The organism is Streptomyces sp. SCL15-4 (assembly GCF_033366695.1).
Taxonomy (GTDB): Bacteria; Actinomycetota; Actinomycetes; order Streptomycetales; family Streptomycetaceae; genus Streptomyces.
In genome coordinates, this window is the sequence record NZ_JAOBTQ010000001.1 from 1,629,664 (window position 1) to 1,649,261 (window position 19,598).

Annotated in this window: 17 protein-coding genes; 7 read left to right on the plus strand and 10 right to left on the minus strand. The window is 73.5% G+C overall.

Annotation, left to right across the window (positions count from 1 at the left end):
• Positions 1-1,047: 1,047 nt before the first annotated feature.
• Genes SCK26_RS06790 through SCK26_RS06800 form a run of 3 tightly spaced genes read right to left on the minus strand, consistent with a single transcriptional unit; the run spans position 1,048 to position 5,699 of the window.
• Positions 1,048-3,225: a 3-hydroxyacyl-CoA dehydrogenase NAD-binding domain-containing protein gene (locus tag SCK26_RS06790; RefSeq protein ID WP_318200345.1), complete on the minus strand. Its 2,178-nt coding sequence runs from the start codon at positions 3,223-3,225 to the stop codon at positions 1,048-1,050.
• Positions 3,226-3,266: 41 nt separating this feature from the next.
• The gene (locus SCK26_RS06795; RefSeq protein WP_318200346.1) at positions 3,267-4,481 is read right to left on the minus strand and encodes an acetyl-CoA C-acetyltransferase; all 1,215 of its coding nucleotides are present in this window, start codon (positions 4,479-4,481) and stop codon (positions 3,267-3,269) included.
• A gap of 45 nt (positions 4,482-4,526) precedes the next feature.
• Positions 4,527-5,699: a CaiB/BaiF CoA-transferase family protein gene (locus tag SCK26_RS06800; RefSeq protein ID WP_318200347.1), complete on the minus strand. Its 1,173-nt coding sequence runs from the start codon at positions 5,697-5,699 to the stop codon at positions 4,527-4,529.
• A gap of 349 nt (positions 5,700-6,048) precedes the next feature.
• Here SCK26_RS06800 and SCK26_RS06805 point away from each other — a divergent pair, with 349 nt between their 5' ends.
• Positions 6,049-7,227 (plus strand): saccharopine dehydrogenase family protein, encoded by a 1,179-nt coding sequence (locus SCK26_RS06805; RefSeq protein ID WP_318200348.1) that lies wholly within the window; start codon positions 6,049-6,051, stop codon positions 7,225-7,227.
• Positions 7,228-7,467: 240 nt separating this feature from the next.
• Here SCK26_RS06805 and SCK26_RS06810 read toward each other — a convergent pair whose 3' ends face one another.
• Positions 7,468-8,211: an endonuclease V gene (locus SCK26_RS06810; protein ID WP_318200349.1), complete on the minus strand. Its 744-nt coding sequence runs from the start codon at positions 8,209-8,211 to the stop codon at positions 7,468-7,470.
• Between the two features lie 59 nt (positions 8,212-8,270).
• On the opposite strand from SCK26_RS06810, the gene SCK26_RS06815 reads away from it, so the two are divergent.
• A complete protein-coding gene (locus tag SCK26_RS06815; RefSeq protein ID WP_318200350.1) occupies positions 8,271-8,567 on the plus strand; it encodes a YciI family protein in 297 nt (98 codons plus the stop codon).
• Between the two features lie 9 nt (positions 8,568-8,576).
• On the opposite strand, the gene SCK26_RS06820 is transcribed toward SCK26_RS06815, so the two are convergent.
• Positions 8,577-8,915: a plasmid stabilization protein gene (locus tag SCK26_RS06820; RefSeq protein WP_318200351.1), complete on the minus strand. Its 339-nt coding sequence runs from the start codon at positions 8,913-8,915 to the stop codon at positions 8,577-8,579.
• A 292-nt stretch (positions 8,916-9,207) separates the two neighbouring features.
• Here SCK26_RS06820 and SCK26_RS06825 point away from each other — a divergent pair, with 292 nt between their 5' ends.
• From SCK26_RS06825 to SCK26_RS06840, 4 genes are all read left to right on the plus strand, one after another.
• Positions 9,208-9,624, plus strand: coding sequence for an SsgA family sporulation/cell division regulator (locus tag SCK26_RS06825; RefSeq protein ID WP_318200352.1), 417 nt, complete (start codon positions 9,208-9,210; stop codon positions 9,622-9,624).
• A 308-nt stretch (positions 9,625-9,932) separates the two neighbouring features.
• Entirely contained in the window at positions 9,933-11,558 is a 1,626-nt protein-coding gene (locus SCK26_RS06830) for an ABC-F family ATP-binding cassette domain-containing protein (RefSeq protein WP_318200353.1), read from the plus strand.
• Positions 11,559-11,725: 167 nt separating this feature from the next.
• Entirely contained in the window at positions 11,726-12,502 is a 777-nt protein-coding gene (gene ddaH / locus SCK26_RS06835) for a dimethylargininase (protein ID WP_318200354.1), read from the plus strand.
• A 227-nt stretch (positions 12,503-12,729) separates the two neighbouring features.
• The gene (locus SCK26_RS06840; protein WP_318200355.1) at positions 12,730-13,704 is read left to right on the plus strand and encodes an acyl-ACP desaturase; all 975 of its coding nucleotides are present in this window, start codon (positions 12,730-12,732) and stop codon (positions 13,702-13,704) included.
• Positions 13,705-13,731: 27 nt separating this feature from the next.
• Here SCK26_RS06840 and SCK26_RS06845 read toward each other — a convergent pair whose 3' ends face one another.
• The 3 genes from SCK26_RS06845 to ligD form a co-directional block, all read right to left on the minus strand.
• Complete coding sequence (locus SCK26_RS06845) at positions 13,732-13,977, minus strand: WhiB family transcriptional regulator (protein WP_318200356.1); 246 nt, start codon at positions 13,975-13,977, stop codon at positions 13,732-13,734.
• A 174-nt stretch (positions 13,978-14,151) separates the two neighbouring features.
• On the minus strand, positions 14,152-15,228 hold the full coding sequence (locus SCK26_RS06850) for a LacI family DNA-binding transcriptional regulator (protein ID WP_318200357.1): 1,077 nt from the start codon (positions 15,226-15,228) through the stop codon (positions 14,152-14,154).
• 300 nt (positions 15,229-15,528) lie between these two features.
• Positions 15,529-16,548 (minus strand): non-homologous end-joining DNA ligase, encoded by a 1,020-nt coding sequence (gene ligD / locus SCK26_RS06855; RefSeq protein WP_318200358.1) that lies wholly within the window; start codon positions 16,546-16,548, stop codon positions 15,529-15,531.
• A gap of 73 nt (positions 16,549-16,621) precedes the next feature.
• Between ligD and SCK26_RS06860 the strand changes: the two genes are divergently transcribed.
• Entirely contained in the window at positions 16,622-17,692 is a 1,071-nt protein-coding gene (locus SCK26_RS06860) for an ATP-dependent DNA ligase (RefSeq protein WP_318200359.1), read from the plus strand.
• Positions 17,693-17,717: 25 nt separating this feature from the next.
• Here SCK26_RS06860 and SCK26_RS06865 read toward each other — a convergent pair whose 3' ends face one another.
• A complete protein-coding gene (locus tag SCK26_RS06865) occupies positions 17,718-18,908 on the minus strand; it encodes a zinc-dependent alcohol dehydrogenase (protein WP_318200360.1) in 1,191 nt (396 codons plus the stop codon).
• A 134-nt stretch (positions 18,909-19,042) separates the two neighbouring features.
• Positions 19,043-19,507 carry a MarR family winged helix-turn-helix transcriptional regulator gene (locus SCK26_RS06870; protein WP_318200361.1) on the minus strand — a complete coding sequence of 155 codons (465 nt, stop codon included), beginning with the start codon at positions 19,505-19,507 and terminating at the stop codon, positions 19,043-19,045.
• Positions 19,508-19,598 lie beyond the last annotated feature (91 nt).

Sequence of the window (19,598 nt, forward strand, 5' to 3'; positions counted from 1 at the left end):
GGGGCTGGGCGCGGCGACCCCGGGCGCGGAGGAGCCAGGCACGGCGATCGCGGGCTCGCAGGGGCTGGGCGCGGCGACCCCGGGCGCGACTACTCCGGGCGCGGAGGAGCCGGGCACGGTGATCGCGGGCGCGGCGACCCCGGGCGCGACTACTCCGGGCGCGGAGGAGCCGGGCACGGAGGAGCCGGGCACGGTGATCCCGGGCTCGCAGGGGCTGGGCGCGGCGACCCCGGGCGCGACTACTCCGGGCGCGGAGGGGCCGGGCACGGTGATCGCGGGCGCGGAGGGGCCGGGCGCGGAGGGGCCGGGCGCGGCGATCTCTGGCACGGCGACCCCGGGCGCGGAGGGGCCGGGCACGGCGACCCCGGGCGCGGAGGGACCGGGCGCGGCGATCTCTGGCACGGCGACCCCGGGCGCGGCAACCTCGGGCTCGGAGGGACCGGGCGCAACTACCCCGGGCTCGGAGGAGCCGGGCTCGGAGGAGCCGGGCGCGGAGGGGCCGGCTGCGGAGGGGCCGGAGGACGCGGCGACGCACGCGGCGGAGCCGGATCACACGGCCACCCCCCACGCGGACGACCAGGACCGACCGGACCAGACGGCCGCCCGACGCTCGGAGCGACCGGACCGGACAGACCACGCGACCGCCCAACCCGCACAGGGCTCACGCCGGACAGACCACACGGCCGCTCCTCGCGCGGAGTGACCGGACCGGACAGACGACTCGGCCTCGCCCCGCGCGAAACGGCTGCACCGGACGAACCACACAGCCACCTCGCACGCACAGCGACCCGACCGGGCCGACCACACGGCCACCCGCACGCGCAGCACCACAACCCGGCCGACCACACGGCCACCCCTCGCACGGGGCGACCGGACCGGACAGACGACTCGGCCGTCCCCCCACACAGAGGAACCCGACCCGGCCGACGCCACGGCCACCCCCGCACGGAGTGACCGAACCCCGGCCGCCGACCGGCCGCCGACCGGTCTCCGGAGGAGTCGGGCGGAGAAGGGCGGAGGGCGGGTGCGCCGGCCGGGTGAGGTGGCTCAGTGGTGGTCGGTGAAGGTCTCCCCTCGCTCCGCCTTCGTGACGAGCAGCGCGGGCGGGGTGAACCGCTCGCCGTAGCGCTCGGCCAGCTCGCGGGCGCGGGCCGTGAAGCCGGGCAGGCCGCCTTCGTAGCCGTTGATGTACTGGAGCACACCGCCGGTCCAGCCGGGGAAGCCGATGCCGAGGACGGAACCGATGTTGGCGTCGGCGACCGAGGTCAGGACGCCCTCCTCCAGCAGGCGCACGGTGTCCAGCGCCTCGGCGAAGAGCATGCGCTCCTGCATGTCCCGGAACGGGATCTCGTACCCGGGCTTGGTGAAGTGCTCGCGCAGCCCCGGCCAGAGCCCGGCCCGCTTGCCGTCCTCGGTGTAGTCGTAGAAGCCCGCGCCGCCGCCGCGGCCGGTGCGGCCGAACTCGTCCACCATGCGGTCGACGACCGCCTCGGCCGGGTGCGCGGTCCAGGTGCCGCCGGCCTCCTCCACGGCCCGCTTCGTCTCGGCGCGGATCTTGCGGGGCAGGGTGAGGGTCAGCTCGTCCATGAGGGAGAGCACCTTGGCCGGGTAGCCGGCCTGCGCGGCGGCCTGTTCCACGGAGGCGGGCTCGACGCCCTCGCCGACCATGGCGACGCCCTCGTTGAGGAAGTGGCCGATCACCCGGGAGGTGAAGAAGCCGCGCGAGTCGTTGACGACGATCGGGGTCTTGTTGATCTGCCGGACCAGGTCGAAGGCGCGCGCGAGCGCCTCCTCGCCGGTGCGCTCGCCCTTGATGATCTCGACCAGCGGCATCTTGTCGACCGGCGAGAAGAAGTGCAGCCCGATGAAGTCGGCTTGGCGCTCGACGCCCTCGGCGAGCGTGGTGATCGGCAGGGTGGAGGTGTTGGAGCACAGCAGCGCGTCCGGGGCGACGACCGACTCGATCTCCTGGAACACCTTGTGCTTGAGGGAGGTGTCCTCGAAGACGGCCTCGATGACCGCGTCGCAGCCCGCGAGGTCGGCCGTGTCGGCGGTGGGGGTGATCCGGGCGAGCAGCGCGTCGGCCTTCTCCTGGCTGGTACGGCCCTTGGCCACGGCCTTGGCGCACAGCTTCTCCGAGTAGCCCTTGCCCTTGGCGGCGGCCTCCGGCGAGACGTCCTTGAGGACGACGTCGATGCCCGCGCGGGCGCACGCGTAGGCGATGCCGGCGCCCATCATGCCGGCGCCGAGGACGGCCACCTTGCGCACCTTGCGGGGCTCGATGCCCCGGGGCCGGTTCGCGCCGGAGTTGACCGCCTGGAGGTCGAAGAAGAACGCCTGGATCATGTTCTTCGAGGTCTGCCCGGCGGCCAGTTCCACGAAGTAGCGCGCCTCGATGACCTGGGCGGTCTCGAAGTCGACCTGGGCGCCCTCGACGGCCGCGGCGAGGATGTTGCGCGGGGCGGGGTAGGGGGCGCCGTTGGTCTGCTTGCGCAGGCCGGCCGGGAAGGCGGGCAGGTTGGCGGCGAACTTCGGGTGGGCCGGGGTGCCGCCGGGGATGCGGTAGCCCGGCGTGTCCCAGGGCTGCCGGGACTCGGGGTGGGCGTCGATGAAGGCGCGGGCCTTGGCGATCAGTTCTTCGTGGGTCTCGGCCACCTCGTGGACGAGGCCGTTCTCCAGCGCGCGCCGGGCGTTGTACCGGGTGCCCTGGAGGAGGACCTTCAGCAGGGCGTCGGCGATGCCCAGCAGGCGTACGGTGCGCACCACTCCGCCGCCGCCGGGGAGCAGGCCGAGGGTGACCTCGGGGCAGCCGATCTGCGTGCCGGGGGTGTCGAGGGCGACCCGGTGGTGGCAGGCGAGGGCCAGTTCGTAGCCGCCGCCGAGGGCCGCGCCGTTGATCGCCGCGACGACCGGCTTGCCGAGGGTCTCCAGGCGGCGCAGGTTGCGCTTGATGGCGAGGCCGCCGTCGAACAGCTCCCGCGCGGTCTCCGGCGTGACCCGGATGAGGTCGCGCAGGTCGCCGCCGGCGAAGAAGGTCTTCTTCGCCGAGGTGAGGATGACGCCCCGGATCGAGTCCCGCTCGGCCTCCAGCCGGTCGGTGATCACGGCGAGGGAGTCGCGGAACGCCTGGTTCATGGTGTTCGCGGACTGCTCCGGGTCGTCCAGGACGAGGGTGACGACACCGGTGTCGTCCTGCTCCCAGCGGATGGTGGTGCTCTCGGTCATGACAGTCGTCTCCGTTGAAGTCGCTTGGTTCCGCTGGGAGTTCAGATGCGCTCGAGGATGGTGGCGATGCCCATGCCGCCGCCGACGCACAGCGTGGCGAGGCCGTAGCGCTTGTCCTGGCGCTCCAGTTCGTCGACGAGGGTGCCGAGGATCATGGCGCCGGTGGCGCCGAGCGGGTGGCCGAAGGCGATGGCGCCGCCGTTGACGTTGATCTTGTCCAGGCTCAGGCCCATGTCCTTGGCGTAGCGCAGCACGACCGCGGCGAACGCCTCGTTGATCTCGACCAGGTCGATGTCGTCGATGGTAAGGCCGGCCTTGGCCAGGGCCTTGCGGCTGGCGGGTGCGGGGCCGGTGAGCATGATGGTCGGCTCGGAACCGGAGACGGCGGCGGAGACGATCCGCGCGCGGGGTGTGAGGCCGTGGCGTTCGCCGGCCTCCCGGGAGCCGATCGCGACGAGCGCGGCGCCGTCGACGATGCCGGAGGAGTTGCCCGCGTGGTGGACGTGGTCGATCCGCTCCACCCAGTGGTACTTCTGCAGCGCGACCGCGTCGAAGCCGCCGAGGTCGCCGATGTCCGCGAAGGACGGCTTGAGCTTGGCGAGGGAGTCGGCGGTGGTGCCGGGGCGCGGGTGCTCGTCGTGGTCGAGGACGACCAGGCCGTTGCGGTCCTTGACGGGGACCACGGAGCGCTCGAAGCGGTTCTCCTTCCAGGCGGTGGCGGCGCGTTCCTGGGACAGCGCCGCGTACTCGTCCACGTCCCGGCGGGAGAAGCCCTCGATGGTGGCGATCAGGTCGGCGCTGATGCCCTGCGGCACGAAGTTGACGGCGAGGTTGGTCATCGGGTCGTTGAACCAGGCACCGCCGTCCGAGGCCATCGGGACCCGGGACATGGACTCGACGCCGCCGGCCAGGACCAGGTCCTCCCAGCCGGCCCGGACCTTGGCGGCGGCGAGGTTGACGGCCTCCAGGCCGGAGGCACAGAAGCGGTTCTCCTGGACGCCCGCGACGGTGTCCGGCAGCCCGGCGGCGAGGGCGGCGATCCGGGCGATGTCGGAGCCCTGGTCGCCGATGGGGCTGACCACGCCGAGCACGATGTCGTCGATCCCGGCCGGGTCGAGGTCCGGGAAGCGGGCGCGGATCTCGTGGATGAGGCCGACGACGAGGTCGATCGGCTTCGTGCCGTGCAGGGCGCCGTTCGCCTTGCCGCGCCCGCGCGGGGTGCGGATCGCGTCGTACACGTACGCTTCGGTGCTCACTGGTGTGCCTTTCGGGAGGGTGGGCCGAGCGGGGGTGGGCGGCGGTCAGCCGCCGGTGGCCGCGTCGTCGGTGCGGGGGCCGTCGGCCGGGCGGGTGGGCAGGCGCCAGTCCCGGGCGACCGCCGCGGTGTCCGCGCCGGGCATGGCGGGGCCGGTGCGGACGGCGGTGGGCGTCGCGGAGAAGCGGGGGGCCGGGGCGGGCTGGGTGACGCCGTCGTGGTCGGTGAAGGTGGAGCGGGCGGCGAGGTGCGGGTGGTGCGGGGCCTCGCGCAGGCCGAGCACGGGCGCGACGCAGGCGTCGGAGTCCGTGAAGACGGCCGTCCACTCGGCCCGGGTGCGCGACTTGAAGGCGGCGGCGATCCGTTCGCGCAGCTCACCCCAGCGGGTGAGGTCGGTGCGGGCGGCGTCCAGGCCCGTGAGGCCGAGCAGGCGCAGGAACTCCGCGTAGAACTTCTCCTCCAGGGCGCCGACGGCCATGTACTGGCCGTCGGCGGTCTCGTAGGTGCCGTAGTAGGGGCAGCCGCCGTCCAGGAGGTTGGCGGCGCGACGGTCCTGCCAGCCGCCGGCGGCGAGCATGGCGTGGATCATCGTGGACAGGTGGGCCGTGCCGTCGACGATGGCCGCGTCGACCACCTGGCCGGTGCCGGTCGCGCGCGCGTGGTGCAGGGCGGCGAGGACGCCGACGGCCAGGTAGAGGGAGCCGCCCGCGTAGTCCCCGAGGAGGTTGGCGGGCACGGCCGGCGGTTCGTCCGGGCGGCCGATCATGCCGAGGGTGCCGGTGAGCGCGATGTAGGCGACGTCGTGGCCGGCGCGGTGGGCGAGGGGGCCGTCCTGGCCCCAGCCGGTCATCCGGCCGTAGACCAGGCGGGGATTGCGGGCGTGGCAGTCCGCGGGTCCGACGCCGAGCCGTTCGGCGACGCCCGGGCGGTAGGCCTCCAGGAGGATGTCGGCCCGCTCGGCGAGGTCCAGGACGCGCGCGGGGCCGTCCGGTGCCTTGAGGTCGACCACGACGGAGCGTTTGTTGCGGTTGGTGAGGTCGCGGGCCGGGTCGAGGCCGAGGCCCGCGCCGCCCGGGCGGTCCACCCGGACCACGTCGGCGCCGAGGTCGGCCAGCAGCATGGCGGCGAAGGGGCCCGGTCCGATGCCGGCCAGCTCCACCACGCGCACGCCGGACAGCGGGCCGGTACCCGGCACCGGCGGCGTCTGTGCCGTTGTCATGCGTCCAGCCCCCAAGCCTGTGTGACACCACTGCTGTAACACCGGTGATGCTAAGAACGTGTTCCATCGAGCACAAGACCTCAACGAGCAAGCGCTTAGCCAAGTGCCCGGCGCGTCGGCCACCACCCGAACGAGTGAACGCGACCCGTGTCGCCACGCCGGCCGCGCGGCGCCGCCGCGCCCGGCCGGGCGCGTGCGTCGGCTCCCGCGGACGCGGGGCGTTCCGGGCTGCGGCCACCGCTGCCTCCGGACTGGTCTTCGGACTGCGCACCCCTCACGCTAGCCTCGGCCACCGACAGCGGCGCGGGCTGCGCTGGGGGTGTGCGGACCAGGGGAGACAAGGGGAGACATGAGCAGCATCAGCAGGACCGGCCGTCCCTACGACCTCGTGCTCTTCGGGGCCACGGGCTTCGTCGGCGCGCTCACCGCCCGCTATCTCGCCGAGCACGCGCCGCGGGACCTGCGCTGGGCGGTCGCCGGCCGCGACGAAGGACGGCTGGAGCGGCTGCGCGAGAGCCTGCCCGGCGGCGAGGGCATCGGTGTCCTGCGGGCCGACGCGCGCGAACCGGCCACCCTGCGCGCGCTCGCCGGGCAGACGCGCGTCCTCGCCACGACCGTCGGGCCGTACGTGCTGTACGGCGAGGAACTCGTCGCCGCCTGCGCCGACAGCGGCACCGACTACCTGGACCTCACCGGTGAGCCGGAGTTCGTGGACCTGATGTACGTCCGGCACGACGCCCGCGCGCGGGAGACGGGCGCGCGCCTGGTGCACGCCTGCGGCTTCGACTCGGTGCCGCACGACCTGGGCGTGTACTTCACGGTCCGGCAGCTGCCCGAGGGCGTGCCGCTGACCGTGGACGGCTATGTGACGGCGGACGCGGCCTTCTCCGGCGGCACTCTCGCCTCGGCGCTGAACCAGCTCTCCCGCGCCCGGCGGATGCGCGCCGCCGCCCGCGAACGGGCCCGGCACGAGCCGCGGCTGCCGGGCCGCCGGGTGACGGCGCCGGCCGGCGTGCCGAGGTTCGCGCCTCCGGCCGGCGGGTGGGCGCTGCCGCTGCCCACGCTCGACCCGCAGGTCGTGCGCCGTTCGGCGCGGGCCCTGGAGCGGTACGGCCCCGACTTCCGCTACCGGCACTACGCCGCCGTACGCCGGCTCCCCGTGGCCCTAGGCGGGGTCGCCGCCGTCGGCGCGGTGGCGGTCGCGGCCCAGCTTCCGCCCGTCCGGCGCCGGCTGTCGGACCTGCTCCGCCCGGGTGACGGACCGAGCCCGCAGCGGCGGGCGGAGAGCTGGTTCCGGGTGCGGTTCGTCGGCGAGGGCGGCGGGCAGCGCGTGTACACCGAGGTCGCGGGCGGCGACCCCGGCTACGACGAGACGGCGAAGATGTTCGCCGAGGCCGCCCTCTGCCTGGCCTTCGACGACCTGCCGCCGACGGCCGGTCAGGTCACCCCGGCCGAGGCGATGGGCGACGCGCTGACCGGACGGCTGCGCGCGGCCGGGATCACCTTCCGGGTGGCGGCGCGGCGCTGACCGGAACGCACCGGCCCCGGCGGCTCCGCGCCCGCCCGGCCGCGGTCAGGGAGCCCTGCCCGAGCGGCCCGGGAACGGCGGAACGGACGTGAAGTCCGTGCTCGAAGCGACCGTGGACGACCGGGCGGACGCGCGGGACCGGGTGCGCGAGCCGGAGCGCATCCCGCGCTGCCGGGCCGGCGGCCCGCGGCACCACGCCCTGGCACCCGGCGCCGCTACGGCCGTGTGCGGCTCGGCGCATCAGGAGGCCGGCGCCGGGCGCGTCGTGCCGTCCTGGCCGCTGCCGCCGGCCACGCCCCGTGCCGCCTCGCGCAGGGCCCGCCGGCACAGGGCGTCGGCGCGGCGAGTGGTCTCCGGGAGGCGGAACCTGGGGGTCAGCGCGAGGGCGTGCGCCAGGGCACCGGCCAGACTCACCCGGTGGCCGACGGAGACGAAGACCGGCTTGACGCCGTCCCGGGTGCGCAGGGCGCGCCCCACCTCCTGCGTCCCGGCGAGCAGCGGCGCCGAACGGCCCCGTTCCGGGCCTGGTTCGTCGTAGGCGAAGGCGAACGGGTTCTTGGCGACGCCGATGACCGGCAGGCCGGTGAGTACGCCGAGATGGCTGGCGAGGCCGAAGCGGCGCGGATGGGCGAGGCCGTAGCCGTCGCACACGACCAGGCCGGGCGGGACGGGCAGCCGCTCCAGGGCGGCCAGCACGGTCGGGATCTCCCGGAAGGCGAGGAGTCCGGGCACGTACGGGAAGGAGACCCGGCCGACGGCCGTCGCCTCCGCGACGACGTCCAGGGTGGCGGCGTCCAGCGCCACGGCCGCCGCCGCGACCAGGTCCCGTTCGTCGTCGTAGGCGACGTCGACCCCGGTGACGCGGCCCGTCCCGGGCGGCGGTCCGGGCTCGTCGAGCACCACGCGGCCGCGCAGTTCGTCCTGGACGGCGCGGGCCGCCTCCTCCGTCGCGGGCCAGCCCGCGGGTATGCCGACGATCGTCACGCGGGTGACTCTACGGGTTCGCCGGTCGCCGGCGGCGGGCCGGGGGTAGGCTCGTGATCATGTTCGTCCTCGAGCTGAACTACACCGCGCCCCTCGATGCCGTGGACGCCGTCCTGCCCGACCATGTGGCCTGGCTGGAGCGGCAGTACGACAAGGGCCTGTTCCTGGCCTCCGGACGCAAGAACCCCCGCGACGGCGGGGTGATCCTGGCCGTCGCGGGGAACCGCGCCGAGATCGAGGAGACCGTCGCCACCGACCCGTTCGTGGTCGCCGGCGTCTGCTCCTACCGCGTCATCGAGTTCCTCGCCACGAAGACGGCCCCCGAACTGGAGCGCCACCGGCAGACCCTCGGCTGAGCCGGCGGGTCATCCCTTCTTGGTGTCCAGCGCGCGCTGCAACTGCTCCTTGTTCATGTGCGAACGGCCTTCGATGCCGCGCTGCCTGGCCTCGTTGTACAACTGGTCGCGGGTCGGACCGTGCGAGCCGGCCCGGTTTCCGGACCGCTGACCGCCCCGCTTGCCGGACGACATGTCCTGGGTGGAGGTGCGGCTGGCGATCTTGGACTCGCCGGAGCGGGCGCGTTCCTTGTTCACCGTCCGCGCGGCGATCTCCTCGGCGCGCCCGGTGCTCTCGCCACGGTCCTGCGCGCTCTTCTTGATGTGCTCGTACTGACGCTCACGCTTGGGGCTGGAACCGGCTGGCATGATCGCTCCTTTCCTTCACGGCGGGATACGGGTACCCGCCTCGCGCGCGCTCACGTCACCGGACCGGCCGGTGGCGACGGCCGCCCCGGCCCGCGCGAGGCCGGCCCGCTGCCCCGGGCCCGTCCGGAGCCGGGCGCACGCCGGTGCCACGAGCCGTGCGCCCGCGTGCATGAACGCGGTGACCGAGGTCACTCGGTCCGGGTGTGCACGCACCGGCCGTTTCCGTCGTCTCTCCCAGTGCCGGGTGTGGGCGCATCCGGGCGCAGTCCAGCCGTCACGAGGGAGCAAGGCGTTGTCCACCGTCATCGAGCAGCCGGTAGAGGCCCGTCTCGTCGCCGCCGCACCGCGCATGCCGAGCATTCCCGCGACGTTGCGCTACGACCGGCGCGACCCGTTCGCGGTCCGCATGACCTTTCCGGCGCCGGCCACCCTGGAGGGTGTCGAGGTGTGCTGGACCTTCTCCCGTGAGCTGCTGACGGCCGGTCTCGAAGGGCCCGAGGGCCAGGGCGACGTCCGGGTGCGGCCGTACGGGTACGACCGCACGGTGCTGGAGTTCCACGCCCCGGAGGGCACCGCGATCGTGCATGTGCGTTCGGGCGAGATACGGCGGTTCCTCGAGGCGGCGGACGCACTGGTCCCCGCCGGCCGGGAGCACCTCCAGCTCGACCTGGACCACGGTCTCGCCGAGCTGATGCGGGACGCCTGCTGAGCGCCACGCGCGCGTGAGGAGCGCCTCCGGGAGCCTCGGTCAAAACGCGTTGACACCTTTTCCGGCCTCTCCTACGGTGTACAGCGGTTCTGTTGCCGCCGATCGGAGAAGGCCGTTGCTCGTCTGAGGTCCTGAGACACCGCGTCGCACCGGTGAGGTGTGCGCGGCGTACGACGACCTCGGCGTCCGAGCCGTCCCCCAGGCAGGCCCCTTCTCTCCGCGGCCCTTCCTGCCCGGCCCTTCGGTTTCCCGCCTCGCGGTGTCTCGCTACGCGTCCACCCGAACGCCCCCACCCTTGCGAGGCGCCCATGTCCGCTTCCCTCACCTGTACCTCCCTGTCCTTCGCCTGGCCCGACGGCACCGTCGTCTTCGACGGCCTGGACATCGCCTTCGGTCCCGGCCGGACCGGGCTCGTCGGCGTCAACGGATCGGGGAAGTCCACCCTGCTCAGGCTGCTGGCCGGGGAACTCGTCCCGGCCGACGGCACCGTCAGGACGACCGGCGAGATCGGCTACCTCCCGCAGAACGTCACCCTCGACACCGCGCTCCGCGTCGACCAGGCCCTCGGCATCGCCGAGCGGCGGGCCGCCCTGCACGCCATCGAGGCGGGCGACGTGGCCGAGCAGCACTTCGAGACCGTCGGCGACGACTGGGACGTCGAGGAGCGCGCCCTGGCCACCCTCGGCGAACTCGGCCTCGGCCACATCGGCCTGGACCGGACCGTCGGCGAGGTGTCCGGCGGCGAGTCGGTGCTGCTGCGGCTCGCCGCGCTGCTGCTGCGCCGCCCCGGCATCCTGCTGCTCGACGAACCCACCAACAACCTCGACCTGTACGCGCGCCGGCGCCTGTGCCAGGCCGTCGCCGCCTGGCCGGGCATCCTGGTCGTGGTCAGCCACGACCGGGAGCTGCTGGACCTGGTCGACCAGATCGCGGACCTGCGCGCGGGCGAGGTCACCTGGTACGGCGGCAACTTCTCGGCCTACGAGGAGGCACTGGCCGTGGAGCAGGAGGCGGCCGAACGCATGGTGCGCGTCGCCGAGGCCGATGTGCGCAAGCAGAAGCGGGAACTGGCCGACGCCCGGATGAAACTGGCCCGCCGCAAGCGGTACGGCCAGAAGATGTGGGACTCCAAGCGCGAACCGAAGATCGTCATGGGTGCGCGCAAACGCGCCGCCCAGGAGTCCGCCGGCAAGCACCGCATCCTGCACGAGGAGCGGCTCGCCGGGGCCAGGGAACGGCTGGACGAGGCGGTGGAGGCGGTACGGGACGACGACGAGATCCGCGTCGAGCTGCCGTACACGGCCGTGCCGCCCGGCCGTCAGGTGCTCACCCTGGAGAACCTGGAGACGGCCTGCCACGCGCGCGTGCCGGGCATCCTCGATCTGCGCGGCCCGGAGCGGATCGCGCTCGTCGGCCGCAACGGTTCCGGCAAGACGACGCTGCTGCGGACCGTCGCCGGCCGGCTGGCGCCGCTGGCCGGCACGGTGACGGCGCACGTTCCGCTCCGGTTCCTGCCGCAGCGGCTGGACGTGCTGGACGACGGCCTGTCGGTGGCGGAGAACGTGGCCAGGTTCGCGCCGGACGCCACCAACAACCGGATCCGGGCCCGTCTCGCCCGCTTCCTGTTCCGTGGCGCCCGGGCCGATCAGAAGGCGGCCACGCTCTCGGGCGGCGAGCGTTTCCGGGCGGCCCTGGCCGCGCTGCTGCTCGCCGAGCCCGCGCCGCAGCTGCTGCTGCTCGACGAGCCGACGAACAACCTCGACATGGCCAGCGTCCGGCAGCTGACCCAGGCCCTGGAGTCGTACGAGGGCGCGCTGCTGGTCGCCAGTCACGACCTGCCGTTCCTGGAGTCGATCGGGATCACACGGTGGCTGCTGATGGAGGAAGGGAGGCTGACGGAGACGACACCACAGTCCCTCACGGAACCGCCGTGACCGACCACCCGGCTTGGGCCGACGGCCGGGCTCGGCCCGACAGCCAACCTCGGCCCGGTGGGCGGGTTTGGCCGTGGGCGGAGGGGGTTGCATGATGACGGACCGGCGCCGGGTGAGCGGCGCCGGCCCACCGTGCCCTCCGCACCGACTGATACGAAAGGCCCGTCGTGCCCAGCAAGAAGGCCCTCGTCCGCCGCCCCAGCCCCCGCCTCGCCGACGGCCTGGTGACGCACGTCGCGCGGGAGCAGGTCGACGTGGGGCTCGCCGTCGAGCAGTGGGAGGCCTATGTGGCGGCCCTGCGCGCGCACGGCTGGGAGACGGTCGAGGTCGAACCGGCCGACGACTGCCCGGACTCGGTGTTCGTCGAGGACACCGTCGTCATGTTCCGGAACGTCGCGCTGATCACCCGCCCGGGCGCCGCCGTCCGGCGCGCGGAGACCGCCGGCGTGGAGGAGGCCGTGGCGAGCCTCGGCTGCTCGGTGAACTGGATCTGGGACCCGGGCACGCTGGACGGCGGTGACGTCCTCAAGGTCGGCGACACCGTGTACGTCGGCCGGAGCGGGCGCACCAACGCGGCCGGTGTGCAGCAGGTGCGGGCGGCCTTCGAGCCGCTGGGCGCCCGCGTGGTGGCCGTACCGGTGAGCAAGGTGCTGCACCTGAAGTCGGCGGTGACCGCGCTGCCCGACGGCACGGTGATCGGGCACATCCCGCGAGTGGACCGGCCGTCGCTGTTCCCGAACTTCCTGTCGGTGCCGGAGGAGTCCGGAGCGCATGTGGTGCTGCTGGGCGGCGGCAAGCTGCTGATGGCCGCGAGCGCGCCGCGGACGGCGGAGCTGCTGAGCGATCTCGGCCACGACGTGGTGACGGTCGACATCAGCGAGTTCGAGAAGCTGGAGGGCTGTGTGACCTGTCTCTCCGTACGCCTGCGGGAGTTGTACACCTGATCGGGTGACGACGCCGCCGCGGCGACCCCGGGACCTGCGGATCCAGGGCCCGCCCGGCCTGCGGAGAAGCCGGGGAGGGTGGGCTGATCAGCGGGTTCTTTACCGCCGTCTTAACCTACGGCTTCGTAACCTACGGGTTCGTAGCCTACGATTTCGTAGGTTCCCGGCACCGCTCGCCGGGCCGTCCCCTTTACCCGCCCCTTGTCCGGCGACCCCCTGGAGTTCCTGTGACGATCACTTCCCCTCACCTCGGCAGCCCGTCCGTCTGGACCGACGCGCGGCTCCTGTACGCACTGGAGGAAGTGGTCGAGAACGAATTGAACCGGCATCTGAAGGTCGCCAAGGACTGGATGCCGCACGAGTACGTGCCGTGGAGCGACGCCCGTAACTTCCCGGGTCTGTTCGAGGACGGGGAGGCCTGGGAGAAGGGCCAGTCGAAGGTCACGGAGGTCGGCCGGATCGCCCTCGTGGTCAACCTGCTCACCGAGGACAACCTGCCGAGCTACCACCACGAGATCGCCACGCTGTTCGGCCGCGACGGCGCCTGGGGCACCTGGGTGCACCGCTGGACGGCCGAGGAGGGCCGGCACGGCATCGTGATGCGCGACTATCTGCTGGCGTCGCGCGCGGTGGACCCGGACCAGCTGGAGCGCTTCCGCATGGCGCACATGAGCGAGGGCTTCGAGTCCGACAACGGGCACTCGATGCTGCACTCGATCGCCTACGTCGCGTTCCAGGAGCTGGCCACGCGGATCTCGCACCGCAACACCGGGCACCAGTCCGGCGACCCGGTCTGCGACCGCATGCTGGCCCGCATCGCGACCGACGAGAACCTGCACATGGTGTTCTACCGCAACCTGCTCAAGGCCGCCTTCGAGCTCGCCCCCGACCCGACCATGGAGGCGGTCCGGGACGTCGTGGTGAACTTCCGCATGCCCGGCCACAGCATTCCCGGCTTCGAGCGGGCCGCCGCGCAGATGGCGATCGGCGAGGTCTACAACCTGCGCATCCACCACGACGACGTGCTGCAGCCGGTGCTGCGCTTCCTGAAGGTCATGGAGATCGACGGCCTCGGCCCCGCGGGACTGCGGGCGCAGGAGGAACTCGGCATGTTCCTGGGCGGGCTGAACGCGGAGGCTTCGAAGTTCGACGAGAAGCTGGCCGCGCGCAAGGCCCGGATGGCGGCGCGCGCCGCGGGCTGACGGCCCGCGCGCGCAGGCCGGACCGGGTCAGCGGGCGGTGCGCCGGAGGGCGAGGCGTTCCTTCTCCGACAGGCCGCCCCAGACACCGAACCGCTCGTCGTGGGCGAGCGCGTACTGCAGACAGGCCGGGCGCAGCTCGCACAGTGCGCAGATGCGCTTCGCCTCGCGCACCGAGCTGCCGGGCTCGGGGAAGAAGAAGTCCGGCCCGGTCTGTGCGCACAGGGCCTGTGCCTGCCAGGTTTCGTCGGCCGGGGTCATGGTGTCGAAGTGCATGGCCAGAAGCCTGCCCGGGACAGAAAAACGTTCGATCAACGCCGGCTCAACGACGGGCCCGGGGCCGCCGGCCGCCCCGATCATGTCTCCTCGGTCCCGACGCGCGCACGGCGGCGCGCGGAGCCGGCGCGAAAACCCGGGGACCCGGGGAACCCGGGGAAGGGTGCGGGCGGCTCACGCGGAGGCGCGGCGTACCAGGGTCGTCGGCAGGATCACGCTCCTGCCCGCCGTGCCCGGGACGCCGGCCGTCGTACGCTCCCGGTCCCGGACCTCGGACAGGCCCTCCAGCAGCAGGCGGGCCATCAGCCGGCCCATTCCCTCGATGTCCTGACGTACCGTCGTCAGCGGCGGATCGGTCTGCTCGGCGACCGGCGCCATGTCGTCGAAGCCGGCCACCGCCACGTCCTCGGGCACACGTCTGCCGCGCTCGCGCAGCACCCGCAGGGCACCGAGCGCGGTGAGGTCGTTGGCCGCGAACACGGCGTCGACGTCCGGGCAGCGGTCGAGGAGTTCGCGCATCGCCCGTTCACCGCCGGCCGGGGTGAAGTCGCTCTCCACGACCAGCCGGGGATCGCCGGCGCCGGGCACGTCGGCGACGGCGTCCCGGTAGCCGTCGAGCCGGTCCACCGCCGACGTCTGGTCCAGCGCCCCGGTCAAGTGGGCGACACGCCGGCGGCCGAGGTCCAGCAGATGCCGTACCGCCGCGCGGGCCCCGCCCCGGTTGTCGCAGTCGACGTACACCACGCCGGGGTCCTCCGTCCCGGGGCCGGTGCCCCAGTGCGGGCGCCCGCCGAACACGGTGGGCACGCCGGCGTCGCGTATGAGGCCGGGCAGCGGATCGTCCAGGTGCAGGGAGAAGACGAGCGCGCCGTCGACATGGCCGCCGGCGAGATAGCGGGCCACGCGCGCGTGGTCGGCGCGTCCCTCGGTGAGCAGCAGCACCAGCTGGTTGTCGTGCGCGGTCAGCTCCTTGCTGATGCCGCGCAGCTGGAGCGCGAAGAAGGGATCGGCGAAGACCCGGGTCTCGGGTTCGGCGACGACGACCGCGACGGCGTCGTGGCGGCGGGTGACCAGGCTGCGCGCGGCCTGGTTGGGGACGTAGCCCAGCTCCTCCACGGCCCGCCGGACCCGCTCGGCCAGCGGCTCGCGGACCCCGTCGCCGCCGTTGACCACCCGGGACACCGTGGCCCGGGACACCCCGGCCCGCGCGGCCACGGCCTCCAGGGTGGGACGCGACACTGCCTCGGTCACTTCGGGACACTCCTCGTCGGCGGCTGGCGCTCAGGATAGCCGCGCGGTGCCGCCCGGGCCGGTGCCGCGGCAGCCCGTCCGGGCGGCTCGGCCCAGCGGGCCGACCGCCGTCCCGGCACCCCGGCGCACCGCCTCCCGGTACGCGTACCAGGGCGGCCCGACCGGGGCGTACACCGGGCGCTGCCGTGCGGAAGTCCTCGCGCGGGACGGTGAGGCAGGCCGCCGGGTCCGGCGGCGCTGCCAGGTCGCTCCGGGCCGGCACACGGGTCGTCCCGCCGTTGTCCTCGGACGGGCGGGGGCTCAGTGCGGTGGTGCGCGGCGGGCGCGGCTCGGCTGGACGCGGGTGGGCTCGCCAGGCATCTTCGGGTACTCCGGCGGGTACGGCAGGTCGCCCAGGCCGTGGTCGTGTTCGTCCCGGCGGGCCAGTTCCAGCAGCGCGTCCAGGGAGTAGGCGTGGTCGTCCATGTCGGCGTGCACGTCGCCGAGTTCGGCGAACCGGGCCGGCATGGTGGCGAGGTCGAAGTCGCGGGGGTGGGCGACGCCCACCTCCTCCCAGCGCAGGGGCGCCGAGACGGGGGCGTGCGGGCGGGGACGCACCGAGTAGGCGGAGGCGATGGTGCGGTCCCGTGCCGTCTGGTTGTAGTCGAGGAAGATGCGGCGCCCGCGTTCCTCCTTCCACCACTTGATGGTGACGTGCTCGGGCATCCGGCGTTCCATCTCGCGGCCGACCGCGATCGCCGCGCGCCGCACCTGGGTGAAGGTCCAGCGGGGCTCGATGGGGACGAAGACGTGCAGGCCCCGGCCGCCGGAGGTCTTCGGCCAGCCGCGCAGCCCGCCGAACTCGTCCAGTACTGCGCGCAGTTCGCCGGCGGCGCGGACCGCGTCGTCGTAGTCGGTGCCGGGCTGCGGGTCGAGGTCGATGCGGAGTTCGTCGGGGTGGTCGACGTCGGCGGCGCGGACCGGCCAGGGGTGGAAGGTGAGGGTGCCGTACTGGGCGGCCCACACCACGGCGGCCTCCTCGGTGGGGCACATCTCGTCGGCGCTGCGCCCGCTGGGGAAGGTGATGTGGGCGGTCGGGATCCAGTCGGGCATGCTCTTGGGGGCCCGCTTCTGGTAGAACCACTCGCCGCCGACGCCGTCCGGGTAGCGCTCCAGGGTGGTGGGGCGCTCGCGCAGGGCGCGCAGGATGCCGGGGGCGACCGAGGCGTAGTAGCGGGCGAGGTCCAGCTTGGTGAAGCCCCGCTCCGGGAAGAACACCTTGTCCGGGCTGGACAGCCGTACGGTCCGGCCGCCCACCTCCAGTTCCACCGCATCGCCCATGCGGCCACCGTAGGCGCAGCCCGCACAGCGCGCATACCAGGCGAAGCCGTATGTATGCGAGCAGAATCGGAACATGGATCTGCCCGTCATGCCGCCCGTGAAACCCATGCTCGCCAAGTCGGTGGCGAAGATCCCGCCGGGCATGCACTACGAGGCGAAGTGGGACGGCTTCCGGTCGATCGTGTTCCGCGACGGAGCCGAGGTCGAGTTGGGCAGTCGCACCGGCAAGCCGCTGACCAGGTATTTTCCCGAGCTGGTCGAGGCCCTGAAGGAGCGCGTGCCCGAGCGGTGCGTGCTGGACGGGGAGATCGTGATCGCGCGCGGCGGGCGGCTGGACTTCGACGCGCTGACCGAGCGCATCCATCCGGCGGCCTCCCGGGTGCGGACGCTGGCCGAGAGGAACCCGGCGTCCTTCGTCGCCTTCGACCTGCTGGCCCTGGACGACCACGCCCTGCTCGACGTGCCCCTCACCGACCGCCGTGCCCTGCTGGACCGGGCCCTCGCGGACGCGGCCCCGCCGGTGCACGTGGCTCCCTCGACGACCGACATCGAGGTGGCCCGGCGGTGGTTCGAGCAGTTCGAGGGCGCCGGTCTGGACGGGGTCGTGGCCAAGCCGCCCGGCCTGCGCTACCTCCAGGACGAGCGGGCCATGTTCAAGGTCAAGCACGAGCGGACGGCGGACGTCGTCGTCGCCGGGTACCGGCTGCACAAGAGCGGCCCGGTGGTGGGCTCGCTGCTGCTGGGGCTGTACGACGAGCGGGGCCGGCTCCAGCACGTCGGCGTGTCGGCCGCCTTCTCCATGAAGCGGCGCGCCGAACTGGTGGAGGAACTCCGGCCGCTGCGGATGGACGATGTCGCCGGGCACCCGTGGGCCGCCTGGACGGACGAGGCGGCGCACGAGACGGCGCGGCTGCCGGGCGCGCCGAGCCGCTGGTCCGGGAGGAAGGACCTGTCCTGGGTGCCGCTGCGGCCGGAGCGGGTGGCCGAGGTGGCCTACGACCACATGGAGAACGGGCAGCGGTTCCGGCACACGGCCCGCTTCCGCCGCTGGCGGCCGGACCGTACGCCGGAGGGCTGCACCTACGCCCAGCTGGAGGAGCCGGTGCGCTACGACCTGGCGGAGGTGCTCGGCGAGAGATCGTGACCGGCGCGCCGGCGGCTGCCGGGCGCTACGGCCGCATGAGGACCTTGACGGCGCCGTCCTGCTTGCGCTGGAACATCTCGTACGCGTGCGGCGCCTCCGCCAGCGGCACCCGGTGCGTGGCGAAGTCGTCGACGCCGAGCGGGTCCTCGTCCGTCAGGTACGGGATGATCCGGCTCGTCCAGCGGCGGACGTTGGCCTGGCCCATGCGGAGCTGGATCTGCTTGTCGAAGAGGGTGAGCATCGGCATCGGGTCGGCCATGCCGCCGTAGACCCCGCTCAGCGAGATCGTGCCGCCGCGCCGGACCAGGTCGATCGCCATGTACAGCGCGCCGAGCCGGTCGACGCTGAAGCGTTCGGCGAGCGGGCCACTGAGCTTGCGGGGCATCATCGAGGTCGCCGTCTGGGCGAGCTTGGCGGCGGCACTGCCGTGCGCCTCGGTGCCGACGGCGTCGATCACGGCGTCCGGGCCCCGGCCGCCGGTCACGTCCCGGATGGCATGGACCAGCGCCTTCTCGTCGTCGAAGGCCCTGAGGTCGTACGTCTCGACCCCGCGCCGCTGCGCGCGGGCCAGCCGCTCGGGCACCAGGTCGACCCCGAAGACCCGTTCGGCGCCGCGTGCCCTGGCGATCCGGCAGGCCATGTCGCCGATCGGGCCGAGCCCGAGGACCGCGAGGGTCCCGCCGGGCGGGACGGCCGCGTACTCGACGGCCTGCCACGCGGTGGGCAGCACGTCGGAGAGGTAGACGAACCGGTCGTCCGGCGGGCCCTCGGGGACCTTGATCGGGCCGAACTGCGCCTGCGGCACCCGCAGGTACTCGGCCTGGCCGCCGGGCACGGCGCCGTACAGACGGGTGTAGCCGAACAGGGCCGCGCCCATGCCCTCGCCGGTGACCTGGGTCGTCTCGCACTGGGTGGGCAGGCCCGTGTCGCACATGAAACAGTGCCCGCAGGCGATCTGGAACGGCACCACGACCCGGTCGCCGGGCCGCAGGTCGGGCACCTCGGGGCCGACCTCCTCCACGATGCCCATGGGTTCGTGGCCGAGGATGTCACCCGGGGTCATGAACGGGGTGAGCACCTCGTACAGATGCAGATCGGACCCGCACAGTCCGCTGGACGTCACGCGGATGACGGCGTCCGTGGGTTCCTCGATCCGCGGGTCTGGCACGTCCTCGACCCGGACGTCCCGCTTTCCCTGCCAGGTGACTGCCTTCATGCGTCGCACTCCCTCGGTCACGTACGGCCTCGTCCGTGTGCGGTGGCGGCCGGGTACCCGTGCGGGCCGGCACCGAACCCGGCACCGGACCCGGTACCGACGAGGGCGGCGGGAGGGCAGGTGCCGTGGCGCGGTCAGGCCTGGGCGGCCAGCGGCTCGGCCGGGTTGCGCAGGTCCTCGGCGGCGTCGGCGACCCGGCGGATCAGGTCGAAGAACACGCTTTGCTCCTCGGCGGACAGCGGGGCGAGGAACACCTGGTTCATCCGGGCGGTGCGCACGGACAGCTTGCGGTGGACGCGCGCGCCCTCGTCGGTGAGGCGGAGCAGGAAGCGCCGGCCGTCCCGCGGGTCGCGCACCTTGTGCAGCAGTCCCCGGCGGTCGAGGCGGCTGATCACCTCGGCGATCGTGGAACGGTCGAGGCCCACCCGCTCCCCCACGGTCCGCTGGTCGAGTCCGGACTCGGCGACGAGCGCGTTCATGACCGCGAACTGCGGCGAGGTGATCTCCTCGGAGACCATCGTGTTCCACAGCAGGTAGTGGGCCTGCTGGAGCCGCCGGGCGAGGTGTCCGGGATGGGTGGCGAGGTCCACCGCGGCCATGTGCGCTCCTCTGATCGATTCGTTGGTGCACTGAACGATACCGGCCGCCGAACCGACTGTCCTGTTATGTGTGTGGGAAAAAATACAGGTC

Excerpts from the sequence above, each read along its gene's own strand:
- SCK26_RS06790 (WP_318200345.1), bottom strand. The coding sequence starts at position 3,225 with ATGACCGAGAGCACCACCATCCGCTGGGAGCAGGACGACACCGGTGTC.
- SCK26_RS06800 (WP_318200347.1), bottom strand. The coding sequence starts at position 5,699 with ATGACAACGGCACAGACGCCGCCGGTGCCGGGTACCGGCCCGCTGTCC.
- SCK26_RS06805 (WP_318200348.1), top strand. The coding sequence starts at position 6,049 with ATGAGCAGCATCAGCAGGACCGGCCGTCCCTACGACCTCGTGCTCTTC.
- SCK26_RS06815 (WP_318200350.1), top strand. The coding sequence starts at position 8,271 with ATGTTCGTCCTCGAGCTGAACTACACCGCGCCCCTCGATGCCGTGGAC.
- SCK26_RS06820 (WP_318200351.1), bottom strand. The coding sequence starts at position 8,915 with ATGCCAGCCGGTTCCAGCCCCAAGCGTGAGCGTCAGTACGAGCACATC.
- SCK26_RS06830 (WP_318200353.1), top strand. The coding sequence starts at position 9,933 with ATGTCCGCTTCCCTCACCTGTACCTCCCTGTCCTTCGCCTGGCCCGAC.
- SCK26_RS06845 (WP_318200356.1), bottom strand. The coding sequence starts at position 13,977 with ATGCACTTCGACACCATGACCCCGGCCGACGAAACCTGGCAGGCACAG.
- ligD (WP_318200358.1), bottom strand. The coding sequence starts at position 16,548 with ATGGGCGATGCGGTGGAACTGGAGGTGGGCGGCCGGACCGTACGGCTG.
- SCK26_RS06860 (WP_318200359.1), top strand. The coding sequence starts at position 16,622 with ATGGATCTGCCCGTCATGCCGCCCGTGAAACCCATGCTCGCCAAGTCG.
- SCK26_RS06865 (WP_318200360.1), bottom strand. The coding sequence starts at position 18,908 with ATGAAGGCAGTCACCTGGCAGGGAAAGCGGGACGTCCGGGTCGAGGAC.
- SCK26_RS06870 (WP_318200361.1), bottom strand. The coding sequence starts at position 19,507 with ATGGCCGCGGTGGACCTCGCCACCCATCCCGGACACCTCGCCCGGCGG.